This window comes from Arthrobacter sp. WCS2018Hpa-7 (assembly GCF_031843805.1).
Taxonomy (GTDB): Bacteria; Actinomycetota; Actinomycetes; order Actinomycetales; family Micrococcaceae; genus Arthrobacter.
Window position 1 is genome coordinate 22,848 of record NZ_JAVTJB010000001.1, and the last position, 13,943, is coordinate 36,790.

Consider the following 13,943-nt stretch of genomic DNA (forward strand, 5'->3'; position numbering starts at 1 on the left):
CGCGCCAGTTACGGCCAACGCGAGGGCGTACGGGGCCACCCCGGCCCCCGGGCAGTCCACTTTTAGCTAGCTTTCAAAGGCCGCACGGAAAGTCGCCAGTGCGATATCCCCCGCTTCCAGCCCGGCTCCCCCGGCGGCCTTCGCCTCGAGACCGACCACTCCCGTGTATCCGGCGTCCCGAAGCGCGGCCGCGACGCCGCGGTAGTTGATCTCCCCGGTGCCGGGTTCGCAGCGGCCGGGGACGTCGGCCACCTGTATTTCTCCGACCCAGGGCAACGCGGTCCGGACAACTTCGATCAGGTTTCCCTCGCCGATTTGGGCGTGGTACAGGTCCAACATCATCCTGATGTTGGGGTGGTCAACCGCCGAGACCAGTGCCAGAGTGTCTTTTGCCCGCGCCAAGGGGATTCCCGGGTGGTCCAGGACGGTATTCAGGTTTTCCAACGCGAAAACCACACCGTACTTTTCACCCAACACCCCCAAACGCTCAAGGGTGTCCCGCGCCGTGAGCCACATTTCGCCGGTAGAACGGTGAACGGGCCGGACAGCCCGGCCACCCTCACCCAGCTCCGCAGGGTGGACCACCATGCGCTCAATGCCGAGTTCCAGTGCAGTCGGAATTAACTTCTCCGCCGATGCCAGCACTTCATCGGCGCTTTCAGGATCAGTGAGGCTGCCGCCAAAATAGCCGCTCATCGACGAGAACCGCGCTCCCGTTGCCGCCAGGGCTGCGATATCCCGGCCCCGGGTGTCCCACAGCTCCACCTCGAACCCTTGCCCATGGATCCTTTTCACGCGCTCCGTTAAGGGCACTTCGCCGTAGAGCATTTCAGCGCAAACGGCCAAGCGGAAGCTCATGCTTTATCCCCCACAGTGAGCAACGCGGGTTCCGCCGGACACAGTGCGGCAATCGATGCCACATCAACCGGCAGCCCGGTGTGGGCCGAACGGGTCGCAGCCAGGGCAACGGCCAGTGCGTTTCGCGCATCGGTTCCGCCAGCACCTTGGGCCGCAGGAGCCTGGGTACCGTCGCGGTCAGCCTTCACCACATCCACAAAGTGGGCGAGTTCAGCCGTGTAGGCATCGTGAAAGAGGTCCACGTTCAGACGGACGGTGGCCGAACTGATACCGGCAGCGGTGTAGCTCGTGGCCGAGTTGGTTTGCGGGCCTCCCGCCGTCACCATTCCCGCAGAGCCAAAAACCTCGCCCCGCACGTCATAGCCGTACAGGGCATTGAAGTTGGCCTCGGCCACGGCAATGGCCCCGTTGCTGTAGGTCACGGTGACCACAGCGGTATCCAACAGCCCGCCCCCTTTTGCCTCGGGAGCTACAAGCGCGTCGGCCACGGCATGGACTCGAACAGGGACAGCGCCGGGGTTCAGCCAGTTCAAGGTATCAAAGTCGTGGATGAGGGTCTCAAGGAAAATGGTGCCGGGTGCAATCCGCTCCGGATTGGCAATCCCGTCCTTGCTGCCCGGGTCGCGGGTCAGGGACCGCAACAATTGCGGGGTTCCCACAGCGCCATCATTGATGAGCCTGCGGGCGGCAGCGAAATCTTCGGCGTAGCGGCGGTTGAAACCGAACTGGACCACCACACCCGCAGCCTCTGCTGCTTCCAGTGCCTCGTCAAGTTCTTCCACAGAACGGCCGCCCGGCTTTTCGCAGAAGGCATGCTTACCCGCGCGTGCTGCCGCCGCGATCAGCCCGGAATGAAAGCGGGCCGGCGCGGAGATCAGGACAGCATCCACTTCGGGATCATTCAGCACATCTTCCGGGTCAGTACTGATCTTGCGGACGCCCAGTCGGCCAGCCAGTGCTTGGACCGCGGGAAGGGCCGGATCCACGATGGCCTCAAGCCGGGCATTGGGGATGCGCTGCGCAACGGATTCGGCGTGAAAACTGCCAATCCATCCCGCTCCGATCAGAGCGATACGAACCGGTCGGTCTTCATTGACCTGGTGCTGAAGGTAAACCATTAAGAGCTCCTGACGCATGTCTTCTAGATCGTTCTAGTTTGACCATACTGACACGTGGTTTTCGTCCCGTCTAGATCGTTCTATACACTGGTTGCAACGGGAGGAAACATGTCAGAACTGCAGCGCCGCCCCACCCTGATGGACGTAGCCGAGGCGGCCGGCGTCTCGCGGGCCTTGGTTTCCATCGTGATGCGGGGCGCACCCGGCGCGGCGGAATCCACCCGGCAAAGAGTCCTGCAGGCGGCCAGCGATCTCGGTTATCGGGCGGACTCCCGCGCGAGGCTGCTGCGGAGCAGCAGGACGAAACTCCTGGGCCTCGCCTTTTCCAGCTCACAGCCGTTTCACGCTGAAATCGTCGATGCCGCCTACGCGGAGGCGTCTGCCAGGGGATATGAGATAACGCTGAGCGCAGTGGCCGGCGGCAGGCCCGAGGCCCGCGCCATCGAGACCTTGCTGGATGTCGGCGCCGAGGCGTTGATCATCATCGCCCCCACCCTCAGCGTGGATAACCTGGCACAGCACGCCCGCCAGGTCCCGGTGGTCAGCCTCCTGCGCGACGATGTGGGCGAGTATGTGGATTCGGTCAGCAGCGACGATTACGCCGGCATCGCACTGGCCGTTGACCATCTGGTCAGTCTGGGTCACCGCCGGATCGTCCACGTGGACGGCGGCACGGCCGTCTCGTCGGACAAGCGCCGGGAGACGTACCGCGCGGAAATGATCCGGCACGGCCTGCAACCTGTGGTTGTTTCCGGCGGCACCGGAGAGGAGGACGGAATGAGAGCGGGTCACACCCTTCAGGCTGATCTGCCAACGGCTGTTATTGCCTTCAACGACAGGTCGGCCCTCGGAGTCATGGAATGTTTCAGGGCCGCGGGAATCGGCATTCCCGCGGATGTCTCGGTACTCGGTTATGACGACAGCAACTTCGCCAAGCTGAGTTACGTCCAGTTATCCTCAGTCAGCCAGGACGCTCCGCTCCTTGCCGCCGCCGCCGTTGGCCGCGCCGTGGACCGGATCGAAGGAGTCTCGTCGCCGGGCAGCGTGGTCCGGACACCGCACCTGGTCATCCGTAAAACCACGGCCCGGGCTCCTGAAGGAAACAGCGACACCTGACAAACCCGCAGCTCTTAGTGACAGATCACTGTAAAGTGTCTATATGCCCAGGATCACGGCCGCCACGAATGCTGCCCAACGCGCCGAGACCCAACGGAGGATTCTCACTGCCTTCGGTGAACTCCTCTTCACCCATGGCCTCCCCGGCCTGACCATGACGGACGTCGCTCGTCACGCAGGAGTAGGCCGCACCGCCGTCTACAACTACTACGCTGACATGGAGCAGCTCCTCATCGCCTACGCCCTGGACGAGACCGAACGCTTCATTGTCGATCTCCGCGATTCGCTGGCGGCGCTGGAAAACCCGGTGGACAGGCTGGCCCTCTACGTCCGCGCGCAGGTGGAAGATCTGAGCCGCCGCCACCTGCCTCCGGGTCCGGCCATGGCCGCGGTCCTCTCCCCCGGCTCCTTCGCGAAGCTCGCGGACCACGTGGGCGACCTCAATATCCTTCTGCAGGACATCCTTCAAGACGGGGTCCGCCAGGGCTACCTTCCTGACGTCGACGTCGCCCAGCTGGCGCGACTCATTCACGGAACGCTGTCTGCCAGCGCCGCACGACGCAACCGAACGCCCGACGGCGACACTCCCCCGCCAGCCCCGGTCACCGACGTCGAGGTCAAGTCTGCTGTTGAAGCCCATGCATCTGTTGAAGCCCATACTGCGCAGACCGTACATTTCATTCAACTCGGGGCCGGCGCACGCTTCGACGACGCCGGCCGGCCGATTCGGCTGGAAGCAGCCGTCCAGGAAGCACCCATCCACGACGCCCTGGCGGGCTAGTGCAGGGGCGGCTGCCTGCCGTTACTGCCCCGCTGGAAGCGTCGGGATGATCGGCCACTTGGAGTTATCGGCAATGCGCAGGTCCTCGCGCGGGCACAGCAGCTTCCCCGGGGTTTGATCCACCAGTTCCGGTTCCACCAGGCCTTCGTAGCCTGAGGTGAGGATGACATCCACGGACTCGTCCTCACGGTTGTCCTGGAAGTAGTCCGTGCCAGCAAGGTTGCGCTGGACATTGAAAGCAGCCGCTTGGCCCTTGACGCCGGAAACTACTACGGCCACTCCGGCGTAGGCGGTCTCGCTGTTGTCCACCGAGGCCACCTTGAAGCCCCGGGCAGTAAATTGCTCAGCCACGGTACCTGCCAGGCCGCCGCGGGAGGTGGCGTTGAAGACGTTGAGGTTCACTGTTTCGTTCGGAACGTAGTCGAACGTTGTGGTGGGGCACAGGCTCACTGGGGCTTTACTGGCGATCGCGGTGGGGACTCTGATCACGCCGTTCATGATGGCCCAGGCTCCAACCGCCCCGGCAGCGATCACGCCCACCAGCAGGACCAGGACAACTCCGTGAAGCAGCCGACGCCGGAAACGGCTTTTCTGGGCCGCAGCATCTTCGGCAAAGGTTGCCCGGAGTTCCGGGCCGGTGACCACGTGGTGGCCATGGAGCAGCGTCACATCCTTGGGACGCTTACGTTTTTTTGTTGGGGACTCCTCCGGACTGGTGGGACCCGTCCGCCTAGCCATCGATTACCAATACACGTGCGTGAATCGCGGTCCTTTGGTGGAGCGCCGTGCGGACGGCCCGGTGGAGCCCGTCTTCGAGGTACATGACGCCCTGGTACTGGACGACGTGCGGGAACAGGTCGCCAAAGAAGGTTGAGTCCTCAGCCAACAATGCCTCCAAATCCAGGGTCCGTTTGGTGGTTACCAGTTCATCGAGGCGGATAGGGCGCGGGGGCAAGGCAGCCCAGTCCCGCGGCGCCGAGTATCCATGGTCAGGGTACGGGCGTCCCTCGCCCACAGCTTTGAAGATCACCCTGCAAGCCTATGGAAGATGGCGCCCTAACGGAACTTGTGACCCGCGGCACAGGCAGGTTGTAGCCAAAAGGTGACTTCCGGCTTCTACTCCTACGGCCCCGGACCTGGACGCTCGCAGATCACCCGCTCAAGCAACACCTTGCTTTGCTTCACTGACACATTCAGTTCCTCGGCCACCCGCTCCGTCGTCGGGAATCGGCGCTTCTTGGTTTCATCTGGCATGCACCCCTCCTAAAGTCGGCCGCCGCAATGAACTCCCAACCGCGCAAACAGCAGTTATGCTAGTCGTTGGATTTATTGTTTGGTTTGGGGGCAGGCATGGGAATTGCTTTTGATGACGGCGCGGCCGACGCGCTGATCACTGCCGCGAACTCCGCCGACGAGGTTCTGCGGGCCGAGGGAGGCTTCCTGTATGGGGCCGTGGAGCAGGCAGTGCAGGATTTCAACGGGGGCTACGGGCGCTTGTTCAAGGACGCCTGCGCCATCAGGTCCGATGATCGCGGCAAGCTTTCAGGTGTCCTGGCGGCTCTGGCCGAGGATGTCGGCGAGGCCAAGCACAGGGCGCAGCAAGAGAAAGCCCGGCAAAAGAACATGGAAGCCTGGCAGCAACGCGACAACATCCGTAAACAGCACCTGCTCTCCGGGAACATCGCCGAAGCATCCGCAACAGTCGCCACCATGATCCTGGACCCGATGCCCGAGAGCACACCGGTCCCTGCACCGGCTGTTTCAGCGGTGTTTTCGCCGCGGGACCGGCCCCGGTTCGCCGGCGGACCAGGAACCGGAACCACCTCGGCTGACCCGGAAAAGCTCCGCGGCTTCGCGTCAGTGTCCCGGACGGCCACGAACACCTTGAACTCACACTTTGTCGCAGTCCGGAACGCCTGGAGTAGCTTCACAGCATCGTGTTCCTGGGTGACCATCGAGACTGAATCTTTTGTTGCTGGTTTTGAGCGGCTGCTCGCCGCCAACGCAGCAGACGCCGATTGGATAGAGCAGGTCGCCACCGCATTCAAAACAGCCGGCAGCGGCTCTATCGCGGACAGGATGCTCAACGGGGTCTTCATCCAGTACGCAGCACCAAACCAAGTCGGCTTGAACGACATCGCGGGCCTGAACGCCGCGCAACTGACAACCTGGCTTACCGTACCTGCGAACAAAGCCCGGCTCCAGGGACTCCTGCAGAACCAGGAATACAACCCTGCGGTGACCGCAGCATGGTGGACCAGCCTCGGCCACACAGTAGATAACGGCACCGGCAAAGTTACCCTCGGCGAGACCCAGCAGCTCCTCATCAATACGTTCCCGTCGATCATCGGGAATCTGCAAGGGGTTTCCTACACTGCAAGGAATCAGGCCAACCAACTGGTACTGACGCAGATGCTGAAAGAATTCGACGTCTTCGTGCATGAAACTGCGGTGGGGCGGCATCCCATTGCACCACCGTGGATCAATACTCCGGGATATTTGGATCGACTTCGGAGCATCAAAACCGCCCTGGAAACCGGGCAACATGGCGTTGCGAAGCAACTGATCAGCCTCAATCTCGATCAGCCCGGCGCTGCTATCAGTGTGGGAGACCTCGATGCAGCCAAAGTCACCACCTACCAGGTCCCTGGCGTCGACACGACCGTGGCCAAAAGCATGCCGGACCTCGCCCTGGCCGCTGACACGCAATATCATCAGCAACTTCGTGTTGCACAGCTGAACGACACCCACGCGGGTACCCCACCTCGACTGGCTGTGGTGGGATGGGTAGCTTTCGAACCGGCCCCGGCGGCTGGGGTCTTCGATGATGCCAATGCCCGGACAGGCGGGTCGTTCCTGAGCAAGGACATCAACACCCTTGCCGCCGTTCAAAACAGTTTGGGAAACACCGCCAGCAACAACATTTCAGGCTTGTCCTATGGCACGTTGACGGCCCAGGCTGCGGCAGTGGAGGGCATGGCCGTAGACAGCATCAATCTTAATGCCGACATTGGCGCACTGAAGGGTGTAGCAGGTGTCCAAGACTTCCATCTGAACCCGGGCGCTGATGTGTACCAAACCAAATTCACCGTCGACAACGTATCCGACATTGGAAATGTGAGCAGAGAACGCATTCAGGGATTCCACTATCAGACCAATCAGGCTCCCCAAGGTGGACCTTCGTTCACGGTTCCCGTCCCGGCGTACGGAGCAATACAGATCGGGGCCGACGGCGTGGGTACTGATGCGGGAAGTCTAACGCCACTGTCAACAGAGAATCATGGCTGGCTCGAGGACGGTGAGAAGCTTGGGTATGCATCTCTCAATACTGAGTCAAGCTTCAACCAAGCATATGTCTCTCTGGGGCTCACGGATAAGCTGACCAATTCAGGAGAACCTGTGGAAAATCACGAATGAAGGAAATCAGATTGTTGAATCGACGACGACTGACTGCAGCAGCCTTTTCCGCGGGCACCGTCCTGATGCTGCTGATATCCGGATGTGCCTCCGCCCCGCAGGACGGCGGCAACACGACACCGACTGTGTCTTCTCAAGCCACGTCAACGAACAAACTTCCCGACGACGGGAAAGGGGCAACTATGACACCGGAAGATGCCAGTAAGGAGTTCTTCGGACTCCTCGATGAGATCCAAGCCCTGGCACCAACTGAATGGGTGAACGAGGACGTTCCGGCAGGTGGATACTGCAACTTCCAGGACACCGGAAGCGGCAAGCAGTTCTCCGGCGGCCGGACCACGGGACCCCTCAGCTCCGCCGAGCGCGAGACACTCAGGCAGAAAGTCTCAGCATTTTATGAATTACGCGGGTACAAAGTTCAGACCCTCGATAAATCAACCACCACCAATAATTTGCTCATCACTACTGCATTCGGACCCGATGGGTTATCCGTCGCCCTATACACGGGCGACCTCGGCACAATAATCGATGGCAGCAGCCGCTGTGTCCCGGACCCGGAGGTAGCAAAATAGCCTCTTCACGGGCACGGTAATGGTTACAGCGGCGAATGAGGGAATCAAGAACGTTGAATCGACTACTGATGGCGTCTAGGTCCAGGCGCGTCCTTCCCGCCGCTGCGATCATTCTTCTCACCCTGGCAGGGTGCGGGACAATCCCCAGCACCAATTCTCCTACCAGCACTGTGGAGCAGACCATGGACCCAGAACAAGCACGTACAGAGTACTTCGAACTCTTCAACAAGATTCAAGCCCTCGCCCCCGGCGACTGGGGTGTCGCGCCACCCTCCGAATTTCAAGGCGACGCTTGCCGGCTCCCGGACGGGACTGACGGCACCCAATTCTCAGTCAATACAAGCCGGAGCCCACTGAGCCGAGAGGAAATGGATGCTCTCCACGAGAAGGGCAAGGAACAGTTCGTGACCACCGGCTTCACGGTCCAGCAATCAACTGACGGAGGCGAGAACTTCGTCAGAAGAACTACCGTCTCCGGCCCCGAAAAGTTCGTCATGGGAATCACCACCGGCAAATACGGCATCGCCCTCAGCGGAAATACCCGCTGCGTTCCCGACCCTGAAGGCAAATTCCGGTAGGAACCAATGACCACCACATACCGCCGCCGGTACTGGCGCATCTTATCCACCAGTGCCGTCCTGCTCCTGCTCGTGTCCGGATGTTCCCCTTCCTCTCCGGGACAGGGCACTGATACAGCCTCATCAGGCTCTCAAACCGCTGCAAGCAACATGCTTCCCGATGGAAAGGGCGTCACCATGACAGCGAATGAGGCCAGAACGGAGTTCTTCGGACTCCTCGATGAGATCCAGGCCATGGCAGCTGGTGATTGGGTGAACGAGGACGTTCCGGCCGGTGGCTACTGCAACTTCCAGGGAACCGGAAACGGCAAAGAATTCGGCTCATCCAGGACCAGAGGTCCCCTTAGTGTCACGGACCGCGAGGTGCTCAGGCAAAAAGTCGAGGAGTTCTTCAAGTCCCGCGGATACGACGTGAAGGTCTTTGATCAATCAACGGCCACGAACAAGCTCATCATAACCAACGGCTTCGGGCCAGATGGACTGGTTCTCCAGGTTTATACCGGCGATCTCGGCACTACTGTCGCCGGCAATAGCCGCTGCGTTCCGGATTCGCAGGGTAGCAATCAGCGTGTCCTGCGGAGGCTAATGGTTAGCGGCGAATGAGGGAATCAAGAATGTTGAATCGACTACTGATGGCGTCTAGGTCCAGACGCGTCCTTCCCGCCGCAGTGGCCCTTCTTCTCACCCTGCCAGGGTGCGGGACAACACCGAACACCAACCCGGCGATCAGCACAGCAGAGCAGACCATGAACCCGGTACAAGCCCGCACAGAGTACTTCGACCTCTTCAACAAGATTCAAGCCCTCGCCCCCGGCGACTGGACAAAAGTCACTCCAGAGGCACAGGGGGACGTCTGCCATCTGCCTCTGGGCATGGAAGGGACTCAATTCAGCTTCGACAGTACGCAGGGCGCGATCTCAGAAGATCAGGCTGAAGCGATACACAAGACGGTAAAGGAAGTCTTTGAAAGCAAAGGGCTAAGAGTCGTACAAACCCAGCCCTCGGGGGCGAACCGAGACCAGACGACCACAGGCTTTGGCGATGGCAAGTTCTCCATGCAGCTTGGAACGAGCAGCTTCGGAACCACGCTCGGCGGCAACACCCGATGCGCGCCGGATCCCGAGGGCAAATTCCGCTAGGAAACGATGACCAGCCAAGTCCGCCGGTATTGGCACGTCCTTTCCACGATTGCCGTCTATATCCTTCGTGGGGCGTCACAGACGTCACAGCTGTGAGGGTCACCGTGCGGACTGACAGAATAGGGGCATGACTCAACCGCTCCAAGGTACTGACCGGACCGCTGCCCACGCTACGCCTGCCCTGGCGTTGCTGTTGGATGTCGACGGCCCCATTGCCAGCCCTGTGACGCGCGACGTCAAGCCGGACATCATCGCGGACATGGTGGCGCTGGCCTCGGCGGGCATTCCCGTCATTTTCAACACGGGCCGCTCCGACGCGTTCATCAGCAAGCAGGTCATGGAGCCCATGATTGCCGCCGGGATGCCGTCCAACACCGTCATCCACGCCATCTGCGAGAAGGGCGCTGTGTGGTTCAGCTACACGGCGGAGGGCCCCGGTCCCATCCATGTGGACCACGAACTCGCAGTGCCCAAGGCCTACGGCGACGATATACGCCGATTGGTTGCCGAGGACTATTCCGCGCACATGTTCTTTGACGAGACCAAGCGCGCCATGGTTTCCGTGGAGCAGCACCTCGACGTGGCCAGTGCGGACTACCTGGCCGAACAGAAACTCTTCGACGCCGACGCCCTGGACATCATGGGACGGCACGGCCTCAACGCGGCGATCCTGGACCACCATGCGCCGGAATCCGATGACACGGCGGATTACCGCTTGGACCCCACCATCATCTCCACGGACATCGAATCCGTCCGCCTCGGCAAAGACCTCGGAGCCAGCCGCGCCGTCGAACTGCTCGCGGCCCAGGGCATCACTCCGCTCTCTTGGCGGACCGTGGGTGATTCCCGCACGGACTATGCCATGGCAGACTGGCTTCACCACAACGATCACGACGTAAAGCACGTGGACGTCCGGCCCGCAGACGGCGTACCGGTGAAGCCCTACACCATACTGACGGCCGCTGACCTCCAACTGGCGGACGACGTCATCCACGATGACGCCGGCGGCGCTTTCCTCCGCAGCTGGCGCGAGGCCCTTTCCATCTAACAACCAGCGAGTCCAGTTTCACGCACCGACGATCCCGGAGATACAGCCATCACACAAGCACAGGTCGATCCGATTTACCACGGCAGCCCGTCCATTGAAGAGGACACGATTGCTGAGGCGATCTCGCCTGCCGTCGTCGCGCATCTTAAGCACAGGTCCGACGTCGTCCGTCACCGTGGGCGGTACGCCCTGATCAACGCCGACCTCACCCCGCAACAGGCCATGGTGTCCGATCTCCTGGCTGTCAGGGCGGCGCTGGACGCTGCCGGCATCGATTTCATCCTGGTGCGCGGCAATGACGAGAGGCCGGTTGTCGCTGTCGACTGGGAGTCGCGCAAGGAGGTCCGTGAGGCGCTGGTGTCAGCGTTCCACAACGAGCCTTTCTACTCCATGACTGTGGACGCCAAGAAGAAGACCTCGGTCCTGGTAGCCGACGGCGAGTTGTCCGCCAACAGGAAAGCCCGCATCTTCCGCCTGTACCGCCCGCGCGTCGAAACAGGCGGTGGCCTGTGGTACGGCCCGGCGCTGGGTGTGCAGCTGGAGCTGTGGCGGTTTGAAGGCGACCACCTTGAGTTGCCCGTGGAGAACTCCCTGACCCGCCGCACCATGCTGCGGCAGGACGCCGTCCGTGGCACCGTCCAGCGGCACGGCCTGACCTGGCCCACCATCGAGAACATGTTCGCGGACCACGCCAGCGACATCGACTTTGATGTCGATATGGTTTTCTCGTGGGTGGACGGCAGCGACCCCGAGTACATCGCCAGGCGGCGCGCGCAGCAGGCCGATACCGTCCTGGGCGAGGGTGACGACCATGAGGCACGCTTCCGCCAGATCAACGAACTGAAGTATGCGCTGCGATCAGTGCACATGTTCGCGCCGTGGGTACGGCGTATCTTCATCGCCACCGACTCCCCCGCCCCGGAATGGCTGGCAGACCACCCCTCTGTCACGATCGTTCGCAGCGAGGATTTCTTCGCCGATACCTCGGTCCTGCCCACGCACAACTCGCAAGCCGTGGAATGCCAGCTCCACCACATCGAGGGGCTTTCAGAGCACTTCCTGTACTCCAATGACGACATGTTCTTTGGCCGCCCAGTGGGCCCGGACATGTTCTTCACTCCAGGCGGCATCACCAAGTTCATCGAGGCTGACACCCGGATCGGGCTCGGCGAGAACGACACCGAACGCAGCGGCTTCGAGAACGCGGCACGCGTCAACCGCAAGCTGCTCTGGGAGCGCTTCGGCCGGATCACCACCCGGCACCTGGAACACACCGCGGCTCCCCTGCGGCGCAGCGTGGTGGCCCGCATGGAGAAGGAATTTCCGGCGGAATTCGCCAAGACCGCCGGCAGCCGTTTCCGCGCCGCGGACAACATCTCGGTCACCAACTCGTTCTACCACTACTACGCGCTGCTCACGGGCCGCGCCGTCACGCAGACCAACGCCAAGGTCAGGTACGTGGACTCCACCATGTGGGCCGGTCTTCACTACCTGCCCAAGCTTCTGGCGAAGCGCCACATGGACTTCTTCTGCCTTAACGACGGCAGCTTCCCGGAGGTTGAAGCCAACGAGCGCGCCGATCTGGTGACGGACTTCCTGGAGAAGTACTTCCCGGTCAAGGCGCCTTGGGAGAAGTAAAGCCACCGGGAGCAACAAGCGGCATCGACGAGGTGTGCGTGCCCGGCGACGTGTGGGCACCCACCCGCGATTCGTGGGGAATGCGGATGCCGGCTTCAGCCAGCCGACGCTGAACCTCGTCAGCGTCCACGGGCTCACCCACGGTGACACCGCCTGACATTGGCACCACCGAATGCACGATCGTGTGCTCGTATACGTGGATCATGTTGTACGACTGCGCGCCGTCCCTGCCTCGCTGTGCCCCTGCACGGACGCCAAGGTCCTGCGTGTAACACGTGGCCGAGGCCACCGATACCGGAATGCCGGCGAAGCCCGCCGTCGTGGAGTAATGCAGATGGCCACCCAGGATGGTGCGGACGTCCGTATTACGCACGACGGCGGCCAGCGCGGCTTGGCCGCGCAGCTCCACCAACACGGCGAGGTCCTGGACGCACGGGACGGGCGGGTGGTGCAGGGCAAGGATGGTGCCGTCGGGGGCCGGGGTGGCCAGCTCGGCAGCGAGCCATTCCAGCTGGGACTCCGACAGTTCACCGTAGTGGTGGCCTGGGACAGTGGTGTCCAGCGTGATGATGCGGAGCCCGTTGACGAAGTAGCTGCGGTCCACGGGATCGTGGGGCTTGCTGTCCTCGGAAGCATCCACGAAGGCGGAACGGAAGTTGGCACGGTTGTCGTGGTTGCCCATGGCCCAGATGGCTTTGGCGCCGAGCGCGTCGCAGACGGGTTCGATCATGTCACGGAGCCGCTTGTAGGCTTCCAACTCACCTTTGTCCGCGAGGTCTCCGGTGAAAATGATGGCTTCCGGCCTGATCCGGGAGGCGATGATCTGGTCGCAGATCTCCTGGAGCCTGGTGGCGCTGTCCACAGAGCCGTAGAGCGTGCCCGGACCACCCACCAGGTGCAGATCACTCAGGTGCAAAAGCACATGACCTGGTTTGGGGTACTCGGCCTCGATGAGCTCCATAGCTTGCCTTAGCGTTTGGTGGGAGACGGCGTCTCCCGTATCAATCCAGTAGGGCTAATCCAACCAGACAACTAGCCAACAACTGGCTAACACCCGGCGGAATGTTGGAAAATTACTTTCCTCCCTTCAGAATTGATGGCTTTATGCCAGCGCCTTTTCCACTGCCTTTACAAGGTCTTCGGAGTCAGGCTCCACTGTGGATGGGAACCTCGCCACGAGATCTCCGCCCCGGTTTATGACGAACTTCTCGAAGTTCCATTTCACCTTGGCAGGCTGGCCGTCCTCGTCCTGGGTCAACTCCGCGAACAGGGGGTGCTGCTGCTTCCCCAGGACGTTCGCTTTGCTGGTCAGGGGGAAGGTCACGCCGAAATTCCGCTCACAGAATTCCGCGATCTCCTCATCCGCGCCGGGTTCCTGCCCACCGAACTGGTTGCAGGGCACCCCGAGGATCTCCAGTCCCTGTTCGCGATATTTGCCGTACAGCTCCTCGAGCCCGGCGTACTGGCGGGTGAAGCCGCATTCAGAAGCGACGTTGACCACCAGGACTGCTTTCCCCTCGAACCGGCCGAAGTCCGCTTCGGTGCCATCGTTAAAGGTGAGGGGAATGCTGTACAGGCTGGTCATGGGATTCGCTTCCTGACGACGTCGGCTGGCGGGCTTGCCGCCATCGAGCTTACGGGAGCCGGCTTTGGGGCGCGAAACGCAGGCGTTCAGGCG

At 61.7% G+C, this 13,943-nt stretch carries 16 protein-coding genes; 9 read left to right on the forward strand and 7 right to left on the reverse strand.

Annotated elements, in window-relative coordinates:
• Positions 1 to 66: 66 nt before the first annotated feature.
• Positions 67 to 858, reverse strand: a complete 792-nt coding sequence (locus RQH14_RS00115) for a TIM barrel protein (protein ID WP_311211325.1) — start codon at positions 856 to 858, stop codon at positions 67 to 69.
• Positions 855 to 1,976 (reverse strand): Gfo/Idh/MocA family oxidoreductase, encoded by a 1,122-nt coding sequence (locus RQH14_RS00120; RefSeq protein ID WP_311211326.1) that lies wholly within the window; start codon positions 1,974 to 1,976, stop codon positions 855 to 857. Before RQH14_RS00120 ends, RQH14_RS00115 begins: the two co-directional genes overlap by 4 nt.
• Before the next feature lie 108 nt (positions 1,977 to 2,084).
• Here RQH14_RS00120 and RQH14_RS00125 point away from each other — a divergent pair, with 108 nt between their 5' ends.
• On the forward strand, positions 2,085 to 3,092 hold the full coding sequence (locus RQH14_RS00125; protein WP_311211327.1) for a LacI family DNA-binding transcriptional regulator: 1,008 nt from the start codon (positions 2,085 to 2,087) through the stop codon (positions 3,090 to 3,092).
• Positions 3,093 to 3,135: 43 nt separating this feature from the next.
• Positions 3,136 to 3,873: a TetR/AcrR family transcriptional regulator gene (locus tag RQH14_RS00130; RefSeq protein WP_311211328.1), complete on the forward strand. Its 738-nt coding sequence runs from the start codon at positions 3,136 to 3,138 to the stop codon at positions 3,871 to 3,873.
• A gap of 21 nt (positions 3,874 to 3,894) precedes the next feature.
• Here the strand turns inward: RQH14_RS00130 and RQH14_RS00135 are convergent, their stop codons facing one another.
• From RQH14_RS00135 to RQH14_RS00145, 3 genes are all read right to left on the reverse strand, one after another.
• Positions 3,895 to 4,542: a LytR C-terminal domain-containing protein gene (locus tag RQH14_RS00135; protein WP_311211329.1), complete on the reverse strand. Its 648-nt coding sequence runs from the start codon at positions 4,540 to 4,542 to the stop codon at positions 3,895 to 3,897.
• A 61-nt stretch (positions 4,543 to 4,603) separates the two neighbouring features.
• Positions 4,604 to 4,903: a type II toxin-antitoxin system VapB family antitoxin gene (locus RQH14_RS00140; RefSeq protein WP_011773432.1), complete on the reverse strand. Its 300-nt coding sequence runs from the start codon at positions 4,901 to 4,903 to the stop codon at positions 4,604 to 4,606.
• A 92-nt stretch (positions 4,904 to 4,995) separates the two neighbouring features.
• Positions 4,996 to 5,127, reverse strand: coding sequence for a hypothetical protein (locus tag RQH14_RS00145; RefSeq protein WP_311211330.1), 132 nt, complete (start codon positions 5,125 to 5,127; stop codon positions 4,996 to 4,998).
• A gap of 96 nt (positions 5,128 to 5,223) precedes the next feature.
• Between RQH14_RS00145 and RQH14_RS00150 the strand changes: the two genes are divergently transcribed.
• The 7 genes from RQH14_RS00150 (at position 5,224) to RQH14_RS00180 (ending at position 12,265) form a co-directional block, all read left to right on the forward strand.
• On the forward strand, positions 5,224 to 7,290 hold the full coding sequence (locus RQH14_RS00150; protein WP_311211331.1) for an alpha/beta hydrolase: 2,067 nt from the start codon (positions 5,224 to 5,226) through the stop codon (positions 7,288 to 7,290).
• Between the two features lie 182 nt (positions 7,291 to 7,472).
• Positions 7,473 to 7,862, forward strand: coding sequence for a hypothetical protein (locus tag RQH14_RS00155; protein ID WP_311211332.1), 390 nt, complete (start codon positions 7,473 to 7,475; stop codon positions 7,860 to 7,862).
• A gap of 182 nt (positions 7,863 to 8,044) precedes the next feature.
• On the forward strand, positions 8,045 to 8,440 hold the full coding sequence (locus RQH14_RS00160) for a hypothetical protein (RefSeq protein ID WP_311211333.1): 396 nt from the start codon (positions 8,045 to 8,047) through the stop codon (positions 8,438 to 8,440).
• 177 nt (positions 8,441 to 8,617) lie between these two features.
• Positions 8,618 to 9,043: a hypothetical protein gene (locus tag RQH14_RS00165; protein WP_311211334.1), complete on the forward strand. Its 426-nt coding sequence runs from the start codon at positions 8,618 to 8,620 to the stop codon at positions 9,041 to 9,043.
• Positions 9,044 to 9,108: 65 nt separating this feature from the next.
• Complete coding sequence (locus tag RQH14_RS00170; RefSeq protein ID WP_311211335.1) at positions 9,109 to 9,579, forward strand: hypothetical protein; 471 nt, start codon at positions 9,109 to 9,111, stop codon at positions 9,577 to 9,579.
• A 127-nt stretch (positions 9,580 to 9,706) separates the two neighbouring features.
• Positions 9,707 to 10,627 (forward strand): hypothetical protein, encoded by a 921-nt coding sequence (locus RQH14_RS00175; RefSeq protein ID WP_311211336.1) that lies wholly within the window; start codon positions 9,707 to 9,709, stop codon positions 10,625 to 10,627.
• A gap of 222 nt (positions 10,628 to 10,849) precedes the next feature.
• A complete protein-coding gene (locus RQH14_RS00180; protein WP_396136257.1) occupies positions 10,850 to 12,265 on the forward strand; it encodes a stealth family protein in 1,416 nt (471 codons plus the stop codon).
• Here RQH14_RS00180 and RQH14_RS00185 read toward each other — a convergent pair.
• Positions 12,243 to 13,226, reverse strand: a complete 984-nt coding sequence (locus RQH14_RS00185) for a phosphodiesterase (RefSeq protein ID WP_311211337.1) — start codon at positions 13,224 to 13,226, stop codon at positions 12,243 to 12,245. The two genes, RQH14_RS00180 and RQH14_RS00185, sit on opposite strands and share 23 nt — an antisense overlap.
• Before the next feature lie 141 nt (positions 13,227 to 13,367).
• A complete protein-coding gene (locus RQH14_RS00190) occupies positions 13,368 to 13,850 on the reverse strand; it encodes a glutathione peroxidase (RefSeq protein ID WP_311211338.1) in 483 nt (160 codons plus the stop codon).
• Between the last annotated feature and the right edge of the window lie 93 nt (positions 13,851 to 13,943).

What these genes read in the sequence shown, in the direction of transcription:
- RQH14_RS00115 (WP_311211325.1), bottom strand. Translation starts at nt 858, where the DNA reads ATGAGCTTCCGCTTGGCCGTTTGCGCTGAAATGCTCTACGGCGAAGTG.
- RQH14_RS00120 (WP_311211326.1), bottom strand. Translation starts at nt 1,976, where the DNA reads ATGGTTTACCTTCAGCACCAGGTCAATGAAGACCGACCGGTTCGTATC.
- RQH14_RS00125 (WP_311211327.1), top strand. Translation starts at nt 2,085, where the DNA reads ATGTCAGAACTGCAGCGCCGCCCCACCCTGATGGACGTAGCCGAGGCG.
- RQH14_RS00130 (WP_311211328.1), top strand. Translation starts at nt 3,136, where the DNA reads ATGCCCAGGATCACGGCCGCCACGAATGCTGCCCAACGCGCCGAGACC.
- RQH14_RS00145 (WP_311211330.1), bottom strand. Translation starts at nt 5,127, where the DNA reads ATGCCAGATGAAACCAAGAAGCGCCGATTCCCGACGACGGAGCGGGTG.
- RQH14_RS00150 (WP_311211331.1), top strand. Translation starts at nt 5,224, where the DNA reads ATGGGAATTGCTTTTGATGACGGCGCGGCCGACGCGCTGATCACTGCC.
- RQH14_RS00155 (WP_311211332.1), top strand. Translation starts at nt 7,473, where the DNA reads ATGACACCGGAAGATGCCAGTAAGGAGTTCTTCGGACTCCTCGATGAG.
- RQH14_RS00160 (WP_311211333.1), top strand. Translation starts at nt 8,045, where the DNA reads ATGGACCCAGAACAAGCACGTACAGAGTACTTCGAACTCTTCAACAAG.
- RQH14_RS00165 (WP_311211334.1), top strand. Translation starts at nt 8,618, where the DNA reads ATGACAGCGAATGAGGCCAGAACGGAGTTCTTCGGACTCCTCGATGAG.
- RQH14_RS00175 (WP_311211336.1), top strand. Translation starts at nt 9,707, where the DNA reads ATGACTCAACCGCTCCAAGGTACTGACCGGACCGCTGCCCACGCTACG.
- RQH14_RS00180 (WP_396136257.1), top strand. Translation starts at nt 10,850, where the DNA reads ATGGTGTCCGATCTCCTGGCTGTCAGGGCGGCGCTGGACGCTGCCGGC.
- RQH14_RS00185 (WP_311211337.1), bottom strand. Translation starts at nt 13,226, where the DNA reads ATGGAGCTCATCGAGGCCGAGTACCCCAAACCAGGTCATGTGCTTTTG.
- RQH14_RS00190 (WP_311211338.1), bottom strand. Translation starts at nt 13,850, where the DNA reads ATGACCAGCCTGTACAGCATTCCCCTCACCTTTAACGATGGCACCGAA.